This window comes from Sodalis sp. RH22, assembly GCF_047324165.1.
Lineage (GTDB): Bacteria > Pseudomonadota > Gammaproteobacteria > Enterobacterales > Enterobacteriaceae > Acerihabitans.
The window spans coordinates 1,026,881-1,041,930 of sequence record NZ_CP178731.1 but is presented as its reverse complement, the minus strand read 5'-3'; the positions used below and the strand labels follow the sequence as shown (position 1 = coordinate 1,041,930).

The window sequence follows — 15,050 nt, the reverse complement described above, 5'->3', positions numbered from 1 at the left end:
TCTGGTATGATTTTAGATTCATTCAATTTGCAGGGTAAAGTGGCGCTGATTACCGGTTGCGACACCGGCCTGGGTCAGGGCATGGCTATCGGCCTGGCGGAAGCCGGCTGTGATATCGTTGGCGTCAACATCGTCGACCCTGAAGAAACCATCGCCAAAGTGACCGCCCTTGGCCGTCGTTTCCTGAGCCTGACCGCTGATTTAACCAAAATCGACGATATCCCGGGCATCATTGAGAAATCAGTGGCTGAATACGGCCATATCGATATCCTGGTCAACAACGCGGGCATTATCCGTCGCGAAGACGCCATCGAGTTCAGCGAAAAGAACTGGGACGACGTCATGAACATCAATATCAAAACCGTGTTCTTTATGTCGCAGGCGGTTGCGCGCCAGTTTATCAAGCAGGGCAAAGGGGGCAAAATCATCAATATCGCCTCCATGCTGTCCTTCCAGGGCGGGATCCGCGTGCCTTCCTACACCGCGTCGAAAAGCGCTGTCATGGGCGTTACCCGCCTGCTGGCCAACGAATGGGCTAAGCATAACATCAATGTCAACGCCATCGCGCCGGGTTACATGGCCACGAATAATACCCAGCAACTGCGTGCCGACGAAGGCCGCAGCAAAGAAATCCTGGAACGCATCCCCGCCGGTCGCTGGGGTTTGCCGGACGATCTGAAAGGACCGGCCATTTTCCTGGCCTCCACCGCGTCCGATTATATCAACGGCTATACCATCGCCGTGGACGGCGGCTGGCTGGCGCGTTAAGCCCGCGCCCACCCGCCCCCAAGGCGTGGTAAAGGGAAGGCGCGCCTTAGGGCGTGTTTTTCCCGTCCGCCCGGGTCACAGTATTGCGGTAGCTTGCGGTAGGGCATATGTCATCTCGGGAAGGTTTCGCTTGCCGTGCGTGAGGGTGTTTTATGTCCTGCCCGGTACCGGCAAGCGACAAGAAGGCCGTACCGCGACGGCCTCCTTGACCTCCACGCGTCCGGCAGTGCGTGCGCCGCTGCGCGGTTCCCGGCATCGCCCATCACGGCTTGTGGACCGCACGGGACGCGCTCCCGGCGCGGCCCTTAGCTTTCGCCGCTCCCGGCGGCTCATCCAGCCGCGATGCGCGCTGCCGGCGCACTCTATGCCGGCACCACGTCAACACCATCGTCTGTGAGTAAAATGGCGTTTTGGGTTCCTTAGTGGTATGTATTTACCGGGAAATCATAACGGTTACATACCCGACACCAGACACTATCCCAAGCAACAGCGCCGCTGTCGTTTCATAAAACGCATTGCCAACAGCGACATGTGGACCGGCATAAAGCGCGCTGACGGCGTCTGTGACCCCGGCATGAGCCGCCGGGAGCGGCGAAAGGCCCGGTTGCGCCGGGAGCGCATACCGGGCCGGTGCATCACGGGGGCATGGGCGACGGAAGGCATCGCACAGCGACGCGCGACCTGCCGGGCGCGCGGAGGTCAAGGAGGCCGTCGCGGTACGGCCTCTTTGTCGCTTGCCGGCGCCCGGCAATACATATGAACACCTCACGCACGGCAAGCGAAACCCTCACCGCGGCCACATACACCACCCCGTAAACCGCCAGCAAAACTCACGCTGCGGCCACAGACATCACCCTGAAAACCGCCAGCAAAACCCTCACCGCGGCCACAGACATCACCCTGAAAACCGCCAGCGAAACCCTCACCGCGGCGACCGCCATCTGCACGGCTGTCCAATATCACCAGACCCTATCGGCCGCATAACACCCCAGGGCGGCGATCGCCAAATCGACACACAGCGGATGAAACGGAATCTGCCCCTATGGCGTTTTATCGGGTGGGGTTTCCCCGCCCGAACGAGGCACCATGGCGCAAAAGGCCCGCTATCACCCGCACTGGATAAACCCGGTGGCAAGACCCCGCGCCGCGGGGTTTTTTATTTGTTACAAGGTAACCTATTCCCGCCGCCGACGGATTCCTTTATACTGGACAAATGACCAGTTTAACCGATCGCATCCGCTATGACCGCTGAAGGGCATCTTATCTTCGCTCTGGCGAGCACCATTTTAGCCAAAAAAATGGAGCTCTCGCCCGCGCTTGCCCACGGCGACTGGTGGCATATCGTGGCCGGCGGCCTGGTAACCTGCCTGCTGCCCGATATCGATCATCCCCGCTCCTTCCTCGGCCAACGCCTGCAGTGGATCTCGCTGCCCATCGCCCGCGTCTTCGGTCATCGCGGTTTTACCCATAGCCTGCTGGCCATCATCGCCGGCATCGTGCTCTTTACCCTGAAACTCGACCCGGGAATGCTTATCCCGCTGGACGCGTTCCACGGCATGATCATTGGTTATCTCAGCCATATCCTCGCCGATATGCTGACGCCGGCCGGCGTTCCGCTGCTCTGGCCCTGCCGCTGGCGGTTCCGCCTGCCGGTATTGTATCCGCAAAAAGGCAACCAGCTTGAGCGGGTGCTGTGCGTGGCGGTGCTGATTTTCGCCGTGCAGCATCCGCAGGGCGCGCCGCTTGGCACCCGCATGCCCATCCCGGATTCCGTTGCGGCGTTATGGTCCAAGGTGCGCGGTAATTTCTAATAGCCGTTTTGCAGACAATATCATCTTTTCAGAAAATACCGGGCAATTGCGCGCCGCGCGCCGATTCCCCGAAAAAACTGTTCTATAGTTGATCTACCGCTCAGATAACCATAACTGCGGACCAGCCACTGTTTGCCATTACACTGGTAAGAGGAGCAATCGACTATGTCAAAACCCACCGATCCTTCACAAGGCAAAACCCCCCTAACCCATCAGGCCCCCGCCCCCGACGGCAGTTCGGCGCAGCCCGGGCTGGGCCATCTCGCGCCGGACGACAACAGCCATCTGGCGCAGCCCGGCACATCGGAGCCGGGTAAACAACCCACCGTCTCGGGCTCGGTTAAAAGCCCGCAAAACAGCAATGCCAAGCTTGACGCGCTGCAGCCGCATCGTAAATCAGGGTATCAGCAACCCCTGACCACCGATCAGGGCGTAAAAATATCCGACGACCAGAATTCGCTGCGCGCCGGCAAGCGCGGACCGACCCTGCTGGAAGATTTTATCTTGCGCGAAAAAATCACCCATTTTGACCATGAGCGCATCCCCGAACGTATCGTCCACGCCCGCGGCTCCGCCGCACACGGCGTGTTTGAGGTCTACCGTCCGCTGACCGAGATCACCAAGGCCGGATTTCTCAGCGATCCGGCGGTGAAAACGCCGGTATACGTACGTTTTTCCACGGTACAGGGTTCCCGCGGGTCGGCGGACACCGTGCGCGATATCCGCGGTTTCGCCACTAAATTTTATACCCAGGAAGGCAACTTCGATCTGGTGGGCAATAATACGCCGGTATTTTTTATCCAGGACGCGGTTAAATTTCCGGATTTCGTGCATGCGGTCAAACCCGAGCCGCATAACGAAATGCCCCAGGGCGGTTCCGCGCATGACACATTCTGGGATTACGTCTCCCTTCAGCCGGAAACCCTGCACAATGTCTTCTGGGCCATGTCCGACCGCGGCATTCCACGCAGCTACCGCACCATGGAAGGATTCGGCATCCACACCTTCCGCCTGATCAATGCCCAGGGCAAAGCCACCTTTGTGCGTTTCCATTGGAAACCCCTGGCGGGTAAAGCATCGCTGGTCTGGGATGAAGCGCAAAAACTGGCCGGTAAGGATGCTGATTTCCACCGGCGCGACCTGTGGGACGCCATCGAGGCCGGCGACTATCCGGAATACGAACTGGGCCTGCAGCTGATACCGGAAGCAGACGAGCATAAGTTCGACTTCGATCTGCTCGATCCCACCAAGCTGATCCCCGAGGCGCTGGTGCCGGTGGAAATCGTGGGTAAAATGACGCTGAACCGCAATCCGGATAACTTTTTTGCGGAAACCGAACAGGTGGCGTTTCACCCCGGCCACATCGTGCCCGGCATTGATTTTACCAACGATCCGCTGCTGCAGGGCCGGTTATTCTCTTATACCGATACGCAAATCAGCCGGCTCGGCGGGCCGAACTTCCATGAAATCCCGATAAACCGTCCGGTCTGTCCTTATCATAATTTCCAGCGCGACGGTATGCACCGCCAGGATATAGACACCAATCCCGCCGCCCATGGACCCAACTCCATCAATGACAACTGGCCGCGGGAAACCGCGCCGGCGGCGGAAAACGGCGGTTTCGCGTCTTATCAGGAGCGGGTGGACGGCCATAAAATTCGCGAGCGCAGCGACTCGTTCCTGGAATACTTCTCGCATCCCCGCCTGTTCTGGCTCAGCCAGACCCCGGCCGAACAGCAGCATATCGTCGATGCCTTCAGCTTTGAGCTGGGCAAGGTCGGCCGCGCCTATATTCGCGAGCGAGTCGTGGATTTGCTGACCCGCGTCGACGTGGAGCTGGCCAAACAGGTCGCCGCCAAACTCGGCATCCGGCTTTCCGACGATGCGCTTAACACGCCGCCGCCCAAACCGGTCAATGGCGTAGCGCAAGATCCGACCCTCAGCCTGTATGCCACCGGCAGCGGCGCGCTGAAAGGCCGCCAGGTGGCGCTGCTGGTCAGCGACGGCGTCGACGCCGCCGACGTGCTGGAGGCATTGCAGGCGCTGAAGGCGGAAGGCGTGCATGCCAAAATACTGGCCTCGCACGGCGGCAACGTGGTGGCGAACGACGGCTCTACGCTGCCTATCGACGCCACCTTTGACGGATCGCCCTCGATTACGGTCGACGGGGTTATCGTGCCGGACGGCAACCTGGACGCCTTGCTGCTCAGCGGCGCCGCGCGGCATTATATTCTGGAAGCCTACAAGCATCTGAAAGTCATCGGCCTTAGCGGTGACGCCAATCGGTTTAAACAGCCCCTGGGGCTGACCGATCTGCCGGAGGACGGCATTTGTGAAGGCGCCGCCACACAAGGCCGGCTGATGCAGGATTTTCTGGATCAGCTGAAGCTGCACCGGGTATGGTCGCGGATTAGCAAAATTGACGGCGTGCCGGCTTAGCGGGCGCGGTCACCGCCAGGCGTCCATCGCGCGCGCCTGGCGGTGAAAAACGAAATGGGCGATAAGTGAAAAAATTCACTTATCGCCCATCACTTTTCCTACCCGGCGATCATTACAGCATTATTTTTGCGGGTTGGTATCGTATTCCTGGCAGCTCTGGAAGCCCTTATTCAGGACAATATTATTTTGGTCGTAGCTGACGAAATAGTTAATCGGCTTGCCGTCGCGTGTGCCCAGGACATAGGAGTCGCAGGTACCACGGGCGTTAATCATGGTGGCGGAGGTGGACGGAATGCCCCCGATAGCACGGGCCTGCTGTTTAGTCATGCCTTTTTTGACATCACTCACTACAGGTTTTTTCATATAACTGTCGGCACGATCGTAAACGGTACAACCGGAAAGAATGGTAAGCGCGGTAGCGGCGGTAAAGGCAATAACAATTTTCTTATTCATAAGTGTCACCTCATTTTGATATGTATGGATAAGTGTAGAAGACAAAAGGCTTTTTTACAAATCTAAGCGCAACGGTAAGTCACCTTTTTTTTCGTTCGCCCACGGCGGGGCCGTTAACCGTTTTTAGCCATGCTGATGCTTTCGCTAAATTCCAATTCGTTTTACAATCAGGAAATTAATCTTTTTTTTTGCGTCGAACTCGTTGCGACGCCTGCGAGGGAAATAGACACATGACTCGGCAACAAGACATTATTGCAGCGCTAGGGGCAAAACCCGTTATCGATCCGGCCGCGGAATTTCGCGTCAGCGTCGATTTCCTGAAACGTTATCTGCAGCGCTATACCTTTATCCACACGCTGGTGCTGGGCATCAGCGGCGGGCAGGATTCGACGCTTACCGGTAAGGTTTGCCAGGCCGCCATCAGCGAACTGCGCGGGGAAACGGGCGATGAGCGCTACCAATTCATCGCCGTGCGCCTGCCCTACGGCGCGCAGCAGGATGAGGCGGATTGCCGGGATGCCATCGCCTTTATCCAACCCGATCGCGTATTGACGGTAAATATCAAAAATGCCGTCCTGGCCAGCGAGGCCGCGCTGCTGGAGGCTGGCATCACCCTGAGCGATTTTATTAAGGGCAATGAAAAGGCCCGCGAACGCATGAAAGCGCAGTACAGCATCGCCGGCATGAACGCGGGTATCGTGGTCGGCACCGATCATGCGGCCGAGGCGGTAACCGGCTTTTTTACCAAATATGGCGACGGCGGCACGGATATCAATCCCATCTATCGCCTGAACAAACGCCAGGGTCGGGCCATATTGGCCTATCTGGGCTGTCCGCAGCACCTGTATCTTAAAGCCCCGACCGCCGATCTGGAGGAGGATCGCCCGGCGCTGCCGGATGAATCGGCGCTCGGCGTCACCTATGAAATGATTGATGATTACCTGGAAGGGAAAACCGTCGCGCCCGAGGCGGCGAAGATCATTGAAGGCTGGTATGCTCGCACCGAGCATAAACGGCATCCGCCAATCACGGTATTTGATGATTTCTGGCGATAAAAAAAAGCGGCCCGCGGGCCGCTTTTTTAACGATGATTTCTGGCTATCTTTTATTTAGTCGCGTCGCGCTGCTGCATTTTTTGCGCGCGTTCCTGGAATTTTTTATTAAATTCCGCTTTTTGTTCCGGCGTTAACACATTATACATCTTGTTTTGCATTTCCAGATTGGCAAGCATTCTTTGGTTTTGTTCCTGCGCCATGCTATTTACCAGGGCCTGGGCCTTGGCGGAATCAAAGCTGTCGGCGGCGATCACGTCATGCATCTGCTGATGCTCGGCGGCCGATGGCTTTTTCATATCTTTCATGGAATCGCGCGCAATGTCATGCATTTTCTGGCGCTGTTGTTCCGTGAGTTTAAGATCCTTAAACATATGGTCCATCATAGGGCCGCGCTGATGTTGCATACCGCCTTTATGATGCATTTCGCCTTGCGCGGTATCGCCGGCTGGCGCCGCGGTAGCGCTGCTGTCCGCGGCGACGGCTAACTGAGCTGAACCTAACACCAGGGTAGTAGCCATAAATAAAGCAGTTAATTTGCGCATAATTTCCTCATATCTGATTATTGTCTGCCGCAAAATAATTTCGCCGGCAGGGTTCGTTACAGATATAAGTGTACTCGCGTTATCTTCAAGTAATGCGAGTAAAAGTAAATAACTTAAAGCCTGAAACTCACTTTTAAGGCAATCATGGAGAAAATATGGATTTTATGTGTGGAAAGCGTTATTTTTCGTGGCAATAAAATGAGGTTTTAGCCACGTCAATATGATAACTCTTACTTTACTCACCGCCAACGAATATTCAGTAATTTCTCTAGCCGCCACGCCGCAATGATTATTTTCTGTATTTAACGATGGCAAATATTATAAATCAAGCCCACCGGTTGCGGGCCCGTGCAAGGCTACTTAGGCAAACGCGCCCCATGGCGCGGTTGCCTGAGCCATGGATTTATTGCTGGAATGGATAAATCGCGCCCAGGTCCAGCAACTGCGTCAGTTCGTCCAGCGCGGTGCGAACCTCGTTAAGCAGCGAGGGATCCGCCAGATCGTCCTGATTCAGCCGGTCGCGGTAATGCCTGTCGACCCAGAGGTTAAGGCGGTCAAACAGCGCCGGCGTCATCAGCGTGGCGGGATTCACCGCGCCCTGTTCCTGCGGGGTAAGGATCACGCGCAAACGCAGGCACGCCGGACCGCCGCCGTTACGCATGCTCTCGCGCAAATCGACGACGCTCACCCGGTCTATCGCCCGGCCTTCGGCCGCCAGCTCACTAAGATATGCCCAGACGCCATCATGCTCGCGGCACTCCTGCGGCACCACAATAGTCATCTTGCCGTCCCGGCGGCTTAATAACTGGCTGTTGAATAAATAGGTCGCCACCGCGTCGGCCACGGACACGCGCCGCGCCGGCACTTCGAGCGCCGTCAATTCCTGGCCGAGCTGCGCCAGCGCGCGGCTTAGCCGCTCACGGACCCCCTCTCCCCCGGCGAACGCCTGTTGATGATAAAACAACACCTGTTCATTGCTGACGGAAATCACGTCATTATGGAATACGCCCTGGTCGATGACGGCGGGATCCTGCTGGACCATCAGACAACGTTCCGGCGCCAGCAGGTGCAGGCGCGCCACGGCTTCGCTGGCCTCACGCGTCTGCCTGGCGGGATAACGCCCCGGTTCGCTGCCCGCCTCCAGGCCGCTTTTGCCATACACGAACATTTGTACCCCCGGGGAATCATAACGTCCCAGGCGATTATGGTTTGCCGCGCCCTCGTCGCCGAACAGCGCGGACTGGGGCAACGCCTCATGGTGGCGGAAAAAGCGCGCGTCTCGAAACACCGCCCGCAGGATAGCCCCTGTGGTTTCGGCCTCTATGGCGCGATGGAATTTATTATGCAGGTTGGCGGGGGTAAAGTGCACCCGGCCGTCGGCGCTGTCCGCCGACGGGCTGACGGTGGCCGCGTTGGCGACCCACATTGCCGACGCGGAACTGAGTATCGACAACAATTGCCGGTGGTCGCGCGCCACCTGCGCCAGGATCTGCGCGTCGCTGCCGGTGAAGCCCAGACGCCGCAAATACGCTAAATGCGGCCGTTCATGGGGCGGCAATACCCCCTGCATAAATCCCGCGTCGGACAACGCTTTCATTTTGGCCAGCCCTTGCCGGGCGGCCAGCCGCGGATTGGCATCTTCGCGCCGGTGGCGCGTCGAGGCTTCGTTGCCGAAGGAGAGGCCCGCATAATGATGGGTGGGGCCGACCAGGCCGTCGAAGTTCGCTTCAACACAATGCTGCATGGGCACATCCTGTTTGCTGTGGTGAGGTTGAGCCCGCGCGCGTGCGGCCGTCCGCATACAGCGTCGCCGCCCGCAGCGCTTGCCCCGGCGCCAGGCCGAGCGCGGCGGCCGTGGCAAGGTCAATTTCCAGTGATTCGCGGCCGATTTCACACCGGCAGGCCACGGCGCGAAAACCCTGGTAGTCCTCATTGGCCAACAGGCACCAGGCGGCGTCTTGATTGTGGCGCCCGGCGTCGCCATCCGCCATGATTTGCGCCGTCACCCTGCGGCTGTCGCGCACCGTGCGAATCTGATCAATTTCGGCCTCGAGCGTCGGGCCGCCGTCGAAAATATCGATATATCCCTGGTAACGCAGCCCCTCGGATTCCAGCAGCGCCCTGGCCGGCTCGGTCTGCGGGTGTACCCGGCCGATGACTGCGCGGGCCTCCGGCGCCAGGAAATCCACGTACAGCGGATGCTTGGGCATCAGTTCGGCAATAAACGCCTTGTTGCCGGTACCGCTTAAATAATCGGCGCGGGCAAAGTCAATGGAAAAAAACCGCTGGCCCAGATTGGCCCAGAAAGGAGAATAGCCCTGTTCATCGCAATAGCCGCGCATTTCGGCGAGTACGCGCTGGCCGAAATAATCGCGGAAGGCCGCCATAAACATCAGCCGCGCCTTGACCAGCAACTGGCCGTTGGCGCCATGGCGATAGTCGGGATCGAGAAATAACGTACAGAGTTCGCTCAGGCCGGTATGATCGTTGCTCAGGTAAAGGGTCGGCACGGCGTTATAAACATTTAACGCCGTGGAGGCATGCACCAGGGTGCCGACGCGGAAATTATACCAGGGTTCCTTGAGGCCCACCGCCACCTCGATGGCGCTGACCCCGACCACCTTGCCCCGGTCGCTGTCTTCCAGCGCGAACAGATATCCCTGCTCGCCGCGCGCGAGGCCGCCCTGCCAGGTGCGCACCGATCGATCGATGCGGGCCGCCAAAACCTCCTCATTCGCCGGCAGGGAGGTCAGTCCCGCGCCGGCCTTGCCCGCCAGCGTCAGGATATCCAGCAGGTCACGGTGTTCTACCGGTCGGATGATCATCATAATTACTACTCCTCGCCACGCCATGGGGCATAAAACGGTTTTCAACCGATCGCACGATAAACGGGCACCTAAAAGGGCGCCGGGTTGCCAATAACGTGCCGGGCCTTTCCCTGCCTGCAAGTCACGGGCAAACACGCCAGCTGATAATGAGTATAGATTGCACACAACGTGCCAGCTATAGCCAGATAAATGAATAAAATTTATTGGTGTCTTTAAAAACAATAAGTTACACGACATCATTATTCATTTTTAATGAATAAAAAATGAATATTATGCATTGCCGGCGGGGTTGCGCGCTTAAAGGGAATAATTTATGCACCCCGTCGCAGCGGGTGACAGTGGGGCCGGAGAGACGGATTAAAAGTGCGAAACGCCGGCGCGGCATCGCCCTCTTGGCGCCAGCGCTTTAAAAAAGTGCAGTAACGCACCATAGCAGGGCGCCGGCCCTGTGTTCCAGGCGCGCAATAATGCGCGGGCGGTAAGCCAGGCCCGGCTAATCGAAGACCGCGCCGGCGGTTCCGAGCGCTAACGGCGGGTCGACTTTCAGCACAATCCAGTTCGAGGTGACGCGCTGCTGTTTTTCATCCTCCACCGTCAGCGAGAGATGATATTCGTTGCTGGCTCCCGCCTCGTCATGCCATTGCGGCATGATAATCGTCCAGCCGTCGGGCTGATTGCTGCGGGGGGGCGGCGTCAGGCTCAGGGCGTGGGTATCGCCTTGCCAACTGACGGCGGTAATGGTATTGCGGGCGACGACCTCGGGTTTAAGCTCAAGGGATTCACCGCTGTGTAATGACCAGGGCGGGGTGGCGAGAAAAACCGACAGCGTTTTTCGTTGCCGGAACGCCAGCACCGGGGCATTGTTGCGCGCCACCAAATCATAGCGGCTGCCGCGCAGCGTGTGCGCCTGGGCAACGTTGCGTGATGAAAGCTGTTGTTCCAGGGGCACGCCCAGGCGGTAATTGACCGTCAGGGCATAGTTATCCTGCGATTCGCCGCTGTCGCCCTGCGTATGGCTGGCCGTCAGGGTCATCAGCGGCACCGGGGTATAATTAACGCCAAATGCAAACGCCGCGGGGTCGTTACGATAATTGCCGCTATCAAACAAATCCACATTATCGCCGTAGTAGCGCTCATATTTGACCGAGGCGCCCAGCTGCCGGTAAAAGGGCAGGTAACCGCGCGTCGTCAGGTCATAGCCGCCGGCCGTTTGGCGCAGGAACCTGGCGGAATTTTGTTCGGCTTTCATGGCGGACAACGGATAATAGAAATTAGTGGACAGGCTGAGATAATCGCCGCTGGCCTCGGCGCCGACGGCGCCGCGCCGCAGGGAGTCATGGGCGAGAAACTGGTCGTAAAACAGGTTATAGCCCACCTGCCAGCGGCCGGCGTTCCAGCGCTGCCCGAGGCCGATATTCGCCACCGCGCCCTGCGCCGACCCCTGCACGCCGACCTGGCTGAACGTCAGCGCCCGGTTGGGATTATCCCACAGCGGCAACAGCAGTTGTCCTGAACTGCCGGCCAGATCGCCCTGGGGCGAGACATCGAGCGAGATGCTGGAATACCCCAGCGGCTGCAGCATGCTTTCGCTTTGCTGCTGCAGTTGCGTCAACACTTTTTCTTTTGCCTGTTCGACCAGATAAGAACGCCACGACCGATAGCTGGCGTCATTGTTCGCCTCGGCCAGCTGTTTTGCCAAAGTGGCGAGTTTCTTTTCCGTTTCACTTTCGTTTAAATTCCCGCCGCCTAAATCGGGTAGGCTCTGGTGTTCGGAATTTACTGCAACGGAATTATTCTGTGAGGTGGACGAATCCGTGGTCAATGCCGCTGCGCTTAAAGAGAGCCACCCCAGGCATCCAACCACCAGCGGCAGAAAATAAGCGCATACCTGATCCAGACGCACATAGGGCATAAGGACAATATCCCTCTCAGTTCACACCCGGTAAACAAGGCATGGTGCTTTGATGACCGGCTCAATGCCGGACTGCTCATAAAGTAACCCGAGAAAGGCACTATACCATAAACCCGTGACGGTCATGAACCTCCTATCCAGCTCAGTATTTTAAACTACAATTATTAAGCTGCTATGCTTTAATCGGCACCTGCCCGCCACAAAAAAAGTCATATAAGACTAAGGCCCGGAGATAACGATATGAAACCCTTAGAAAAGGAACGATTCAATGGCTTAGAATGGCTGCGCTTTTTGCTCGGTTGTTATGTCATGCTTTACCATACCGCCCATACCTATCCCCAGCTACAAAGCATCAGGGGAATAGGCGAACTGACCAGCATGGGATTTTTCGCCACCAGTTCTTTTTTTGTCTTGTCCGGTTTCCTGCTGGCGCATGTCTACGTCCGCGGCAATCAGCTGCGCGAGCCGGCCACCACGTTCTGGGCCAAACGTTTTTTTAACCTTTACCCGATTCATATCGTGGCGCTGGTGTCCTCCATCCTGGTCATCGCCCTGATGCAATGGCTGGCGATCCCGCCGGACGGGCCCGGCGCCAGCGTGCGCTTCGTGGTCTACGATACCAATGACATACTCGGGCAAACCAATCCGGAGCTGTTCCGCCATTATATGGATAACGCTCAACTGGCGTTCAACAGCGTTTTACAATTGCTGATGCTCCAGGCCTGGAACCCCTACTTCCTGACCTTTAACGCGCCGCTGTGGTCGCTTTCCACGCTGTTTTTCTTTTATATCCTTTTCCCCTGGTTTGCGCCGCGGCTGATGAACGCGCGCAGGACCTGGCTCTGGCTGGCGGTGATCTGGGCGCTCTACCTGCTGCCGCCGGCCTGGGTGGTATGGCAACATTTATACGGCATTCCTTATACCGGGCTGCTGCAGCGGGTGCCGATTTTTCGCGTGCCGGAGTTTTTTGGCGGGATACTCGGTTATGCCTTGTTCCGCCGCGCCCGGTTAAAAGAACAGGTTCTCAGCCGCTGGCAGCGTCGCGCCATGGCCTGTTTCATCCTGGTCTGCTTCCTGGTTGCCGCCGCGCTGTTTACCCATGGCCCCAAGTACTGGTATTTCCTGCTGCATAACGGCCTGCTGCTGCCGTCGCAAATCGCGCTGATTTATCTTTGCGCCCTGGCGCGCACGCCTGACAGCGAATGGCTGCGGCATTGGTCTACACGCCTGGGAGCGGCGTCGCTGTCCATGTTTGCGCTGCATGTGCCGCTGTTCAATCTCGCGCGCACCCTGGAACAATTTTTTCGCGGCGATCCCAAAGCCTGTTTCAGCGATTGGCCCGGGTGCATCGCGGCGGCCGGCGACGTAAAGCCCTCCCTGGGCGGCTACCTTATTTATATGCTGACGACTATCGCGCTATGCGTGCTGTTCCAGGAACAGTTTGTGGCGCGCATGCGTAAACGCCTGGTGGCACGCTACCTGACCAAAGAGGCGCGGGTCGGGCGTATCGGCTCCCCCGACCGGTCCCATTCCTGAGCACGGCGAGGCCCTCCCGGTCAATGCCGGCCGGGAAAAGGTAAGCCGGACGTCGTCAAGGTAAGCCCCCGTAGCCGGGAGTCGCGGTTTTTAATATGCAGCGGTTGCGTAACCGGCGCCCCGCACCGGGGGCGGTGATGTCACAGCGCCAGCGGGGAGCCGTCAAAGGGATGACGGTTTATAGCGGAGCGCGCCTGCAGCAGTTGGCGGACGTGTTTTACTAATTCAACCATACATTCATCATGCATCCCGTGGTTATTCAGCTCTTGTTCCAGCGCAAACAAATACTGCGCATTGGTCCCGAGCGGACCGCTGGCACAGGCAATTAGCGGGGCGATAATCTGCGAACGGGTATCCGCTTCAAAAAAAGGATGCTTTGGATCCATCACAAACGCCAGCGCCGTGACTTTTTCATCCCCTTCAAGTTGAAGCTCCGTCCAGGTGGGAATATAACAGCCGGTAAGCATTTCCCGCTTCCATAACAGTTCGAGTTCCTCATGCAGTTTGGCTTCCGGCAACCTGAAGGCCAGGCCGGTGGTCTGGCCGCCTTCTTTGAGCGCCAGCATCCTGCCGGGCTGAGTGGCGGTGCCGCGCCCGGCGGTAAGGCGCAGGCAAAAGGCGCGATGCCACCCCATCAGCGTAGCGGGACTGACTTTATCGGCTTCAAATATCGGGTTCCACATTAAGGAGCCGTAACCAAAGATCCACACCGGGCTATTATCCGGCCTGCGGGAAAGCGTACATTGCAATGAGGCATGACGTTGTTCAGGGGACAGTAACAGCGCCTCGTCTATAATGCCGAAGGCGGTTTTACAATCGGCTTTCTGTAAAAAGTCACGTGTTAACACTCGTTTTTCTTCTCCCGGCTGACGATCGCCACACACTAAGGTAAAGCCGTTCACCCGACACTAACAATAAGAATTATGTAAGAGTCAATTATTTTATTGTGAACATTATGACATTATTCGTTTATCGGGACGCTGGCAAGTTTGATCTTTATCACGTTTAAAAAAGCAGCGGCCCTACCCGGCGCTAAAATCCGGCGCTAGGCGTCCGCCGCTGTCGGGAAGGAAGGTGGCGGGAACGGATGACGGCCGTCAGGTCCGGTTATTTCTTGGGATGCCATCGATCGTCATCGCCCTTCTGGTAACCGTGCTTTACCGCCGCCCAGGCGACCTTGTGCGCGGTCTCCTCGCGGGATTCATCCCCGCGCCGCTCCGACTTATCGGCATATTGATCCCAGGCGTGGTTGAACGCCTCGCGATAAATATCCTGGGCATGCTTGGGTAAAACGTTGGTCACGCTGTCCGGTAAGTCTGAATTGCTTTTATAGGGCATGGTGCGTCTCCTTGGCGAACATGGCTAAGTGTCACTTAAGTATAGAAACTTTGCGGGCACGCGCCAGGCCGGCCGGGGGAAAAACGGGACACATAAATTTATTTATAGATATCTGATAGGCACACTGCCACGAAACAGGCGGATAAAGACGATTAGATGAATAACATAAGATGATTAAAGGGGATATTTTTTGTATTTTACTAGCTTATAATGTGACTTGCCCGATAAAAATCATCTTATAGCCTGTTTTTCCCATCGCTTCCGGATTATTTTCTTCAAGACGGATATTTATACATAACTTGACATTTTATACAGCCGTTTTCTGGTAGGCTTATTCCATAAATTTTATCGTTGGCGCCTGGTTATAA

12 protein-coding genes are annotated in these 15,050 nt (G+C 57.2%); 5 read left to right on the top strand and 7 right to left on the bottom strand.

Going from position 1 to position 15,050, the window contains the following annotated elements; genetic code table 11:
* Positions 1-6: 6 nt before the first annotated feature.
* The 3 genes from kduD to katE all read left to right on the top strand — a co-directional run bounded on the left by kduD (position 7) and on the right by katE (position 5,018).
* On the top strand, positions 7-768 hold the full coding sequence (gene kduD / locus ACL2XN_RS04790; RefSeq protein ID WP_410014983.1) for a 2-dehydro-3-deoxy-D-gluconate 5-dehydrogenase KduD: 762 nt from the start codon (positions 7-9) through the stop codon (positions 766-768).
* A gap of 1,241 nt (positions 769-2,009) precedes the next feature.
* Positions 2,010-2,579 carry a metal-dependent hydrolase gene (locus ACL2XN_RS04785; RefSeq protein ID WP_413722913.1) on the top strand — a complete coding sequence of 190 codons (570 nt, stop codon included), beginning with the start codon at positions 2,010-2,012 and terminating at the stop codon, positions 2,577-2,579.
* Positions 2,580-2,744: 165 nt separating this feature from the next.
* Positions 2,745-5,018: a catalase HPII gene (gene katE / locus ACL2XN_RS04780; protein ID WP_413722914.1), complete on the top strand. Its 2,274-nt coding sequence runs from the start codon at positions 2,745-2,747 to the stop codon at positions 5,016-5,018.
* Between the two features lie 120 nt (positions 5,019-5,138).
* Here the strand turns inward: katE and osmE are convergent, their stop codons facing one another.
* A complete protein-coding gene (gene osmE / locus ACL2XN_RS04775; protein WP_410014980.1) occupies positions 5,139-5,471 on the bottom strand; it encodes an osmotically-inducible lipoprotein OsmE in 333 nt (110 codons plus the stop codon).
* A gap of 230 nt (positions 5,472-5,701) precedes the next feature.
* On the opposite strand from osmE, the gene nadE reads away from it, so the two are divergent.
* On the top strand, positions 5,702-6,526 hold the full coding sequence (gene nadE / locus ACL2XN_RS04770; RefSeq protein ID WP_410014979.1) for an ammonia-dependent NAD(+) synthetase: 825 nt from the start codon (positions 5,702-5,704) through the stop codon (positions 6,524-6,526).
* A 50-nt stretch (positions 6,527-6,576) separates the two neighbouring features.
* On the opposite strand, the gene spy is transcribed toward nadE, so the two are convergent.
* The 4 genes from spy to ACL2XN_RS04750 form a co-directional block, all read right to left on the bottom strand.
* Positions 6,577-7,068, bottom strand: a complete 492-nt coding sequence (gene spy, locus ACL2XN_RS04765; RefSeq protein WP_410014978.1) for an ATP-independent periplasmic protein-refolding chaperone Spy — start codon at positions 7,066-7,068, stop codon at positions 6,577-6,579.
* A gap of 403 nt (positions 7,069-7,471) precedes the next feature.
* Entirely contained in the window at positions 7,472-8,812 is a 1,341-nt protein-coding gene (gene astB, locus ACL2XN_RS04760; RefSeq protein ID WP_413730401.1) for an N-succinylarginine dihydrolase, read from the bottom strand.
* Positions 8,796-9,896, bottom strand: a complete 1,101-nt coding sequence (gene astA, locus ACL2XN_RS04755; protein WP_410014976.1) for an arginine N-succinyltransferase — start codon at positions 9,894-9,896, stop codon at positions 8,796-8,798. Before astA ends, astB begins: the two co-directional genes overlap by 17 nt.
* A 493-nt stretch (positions 9,897-10,389) precedes the next feature.
* Positions 10,390-11,808: a YchO/YchP family invasin gene (locus tag ACL2XN_RS04750; protein WP_413730400.1), complete on the bottom strand. Its 1,419-nt coding sequence runs from the start codon at positions 11,806-11,808 to the stop codon at positions 10,390-10,392.
* Between the two features lie 240 nt (positions 11,809-12,048).
* Between ACL2XN_RS04750 and ACL2XN_RS04745 the strand changes: the two genes are divergently transcribed.
* Positions 12,049-13,344: an acyltransferase family protein gene (locus ACL2XN_RS04745; RefSeq protein ID WP_413730399.1), complete on the top strand. Its 1,296-nt coding sequence runs from the start codon at positions 12,049-12,051 to the stop codon at positions 13,342-13,344.
* Positions 13,345-13,484: 140 nt separating this feature from the next.
* Here ACL2XN_RS04745 and ACL2XN_RS04740 read toward each other — a convergent pair whose 3' ends face one another.
* Both ACL2XN_RS04740 and chaB read right to left on the bottom strand, forming a co-directional pair.
* Positions 13,485-14,192 carry a gamma-glutamylcyclotransferase gene (locus tag ACL2XN_RS04740; RefSeq protein WP_410014973.1) on the bottom strand — a complete coding sequence of 236 codons (708 nt, stop codon included), beginning with the start codon at positions 14,190-14,192 and terminating at the stop codon, positions 13,485-13,487.
* Between the two features lie 259 nt (positions 14,193-14,451).
* The gene (gene chaB / locus ACL2XN_RS04735) at positions 14,452-14,682 is read right to left on the bottom strand and encodes a putative cation transport regulator ChaB (protein WP_413722917.1); all 231 of its coding nucleotides are present in this window, start codon (positions 14,680-14,682) and stop codon (positions 14,452-14,454) included.
* Positions 14,683-15,050 lie beyond the last annotated feature (368 nt).

Excerpts from the sequence above, each read along its gene's own strand:
- kduD (WP_410014983.1), top strand. The coding sequence starts at position 7 with ATGATTTTAGATTCATTCAATTTGCAGGGTAAAGTGGCGCTGATTACC.
- ACL2XN_RS04785 (WP_413722913.1), top strand. The coding sequence starts at position 2,010 with ATGACCGCTGAAGGGCATCTTATCTTCGCTCTGGCGAGCACCATTTTA.
- katE (WP_413722914.1), top strand. The coding sequence starts at position 2,745 with ATGTCAAAACCCACCGATCCTTCACAAGGCAAAACCCCCCTAACCCAT.
- osmE (WP_410014980.1), bottom strand. The coding sequence starts at position 5,471 with ATGAATAAGAAAATTGTTATTGCCTTTACCGCCGCTACCGCGCTTACC.
- nadE (WP_410014979.1), top strand. The coding sequence starts at position 5,702 with ATGACTCGGCAACAAGACATTATTGCAGCGCTAGGGGCAAAACCCGTT.
- spy (WP_410014978.1), bottom strand. The coding sequence starts at position 7,068 with ATGCGCAAATTAACTGCTTTATTTATGGCTACTACCCTGGTGTTAGGT.
- astB (WP_413730401.1), bottom strand. The coding sequence starts at position 8,812 with ATGCAGCATTGTGTTGAAGCGAACTTCGACGGCCTGGTCGGCCCCACC.
- astA (WP_410014976.1), bottom strand. The coding sequence starts at position 9,896 with ATGATGATCATCCGACCGGTAGAACACCGTGACCTGCTGGATATCCTG.
- ACL2XN_RS04750 (WP_413730400.1), bottom strand. The coding sequence starts at position 11,808 with ATGCCCTATGTGCGTCTGGATCAGGTATGCGCTTATTTTCTGCCGCTG.
- ACL2XN_RS04745 (WP_413730399.1), top strand. The coding sequence starts at position 12,049 with ATGAAACCCTTAGAAAAGGAACGATTCAATGGCTTAGAATGGCTGCGC.
- chaB (WP_413722917.1), bottom strand. The coding sequence starts at position 14,682 with ATGCCCTATAAAAGCAATTCAGACTTACCGGACAGCGTGACCAACGTT.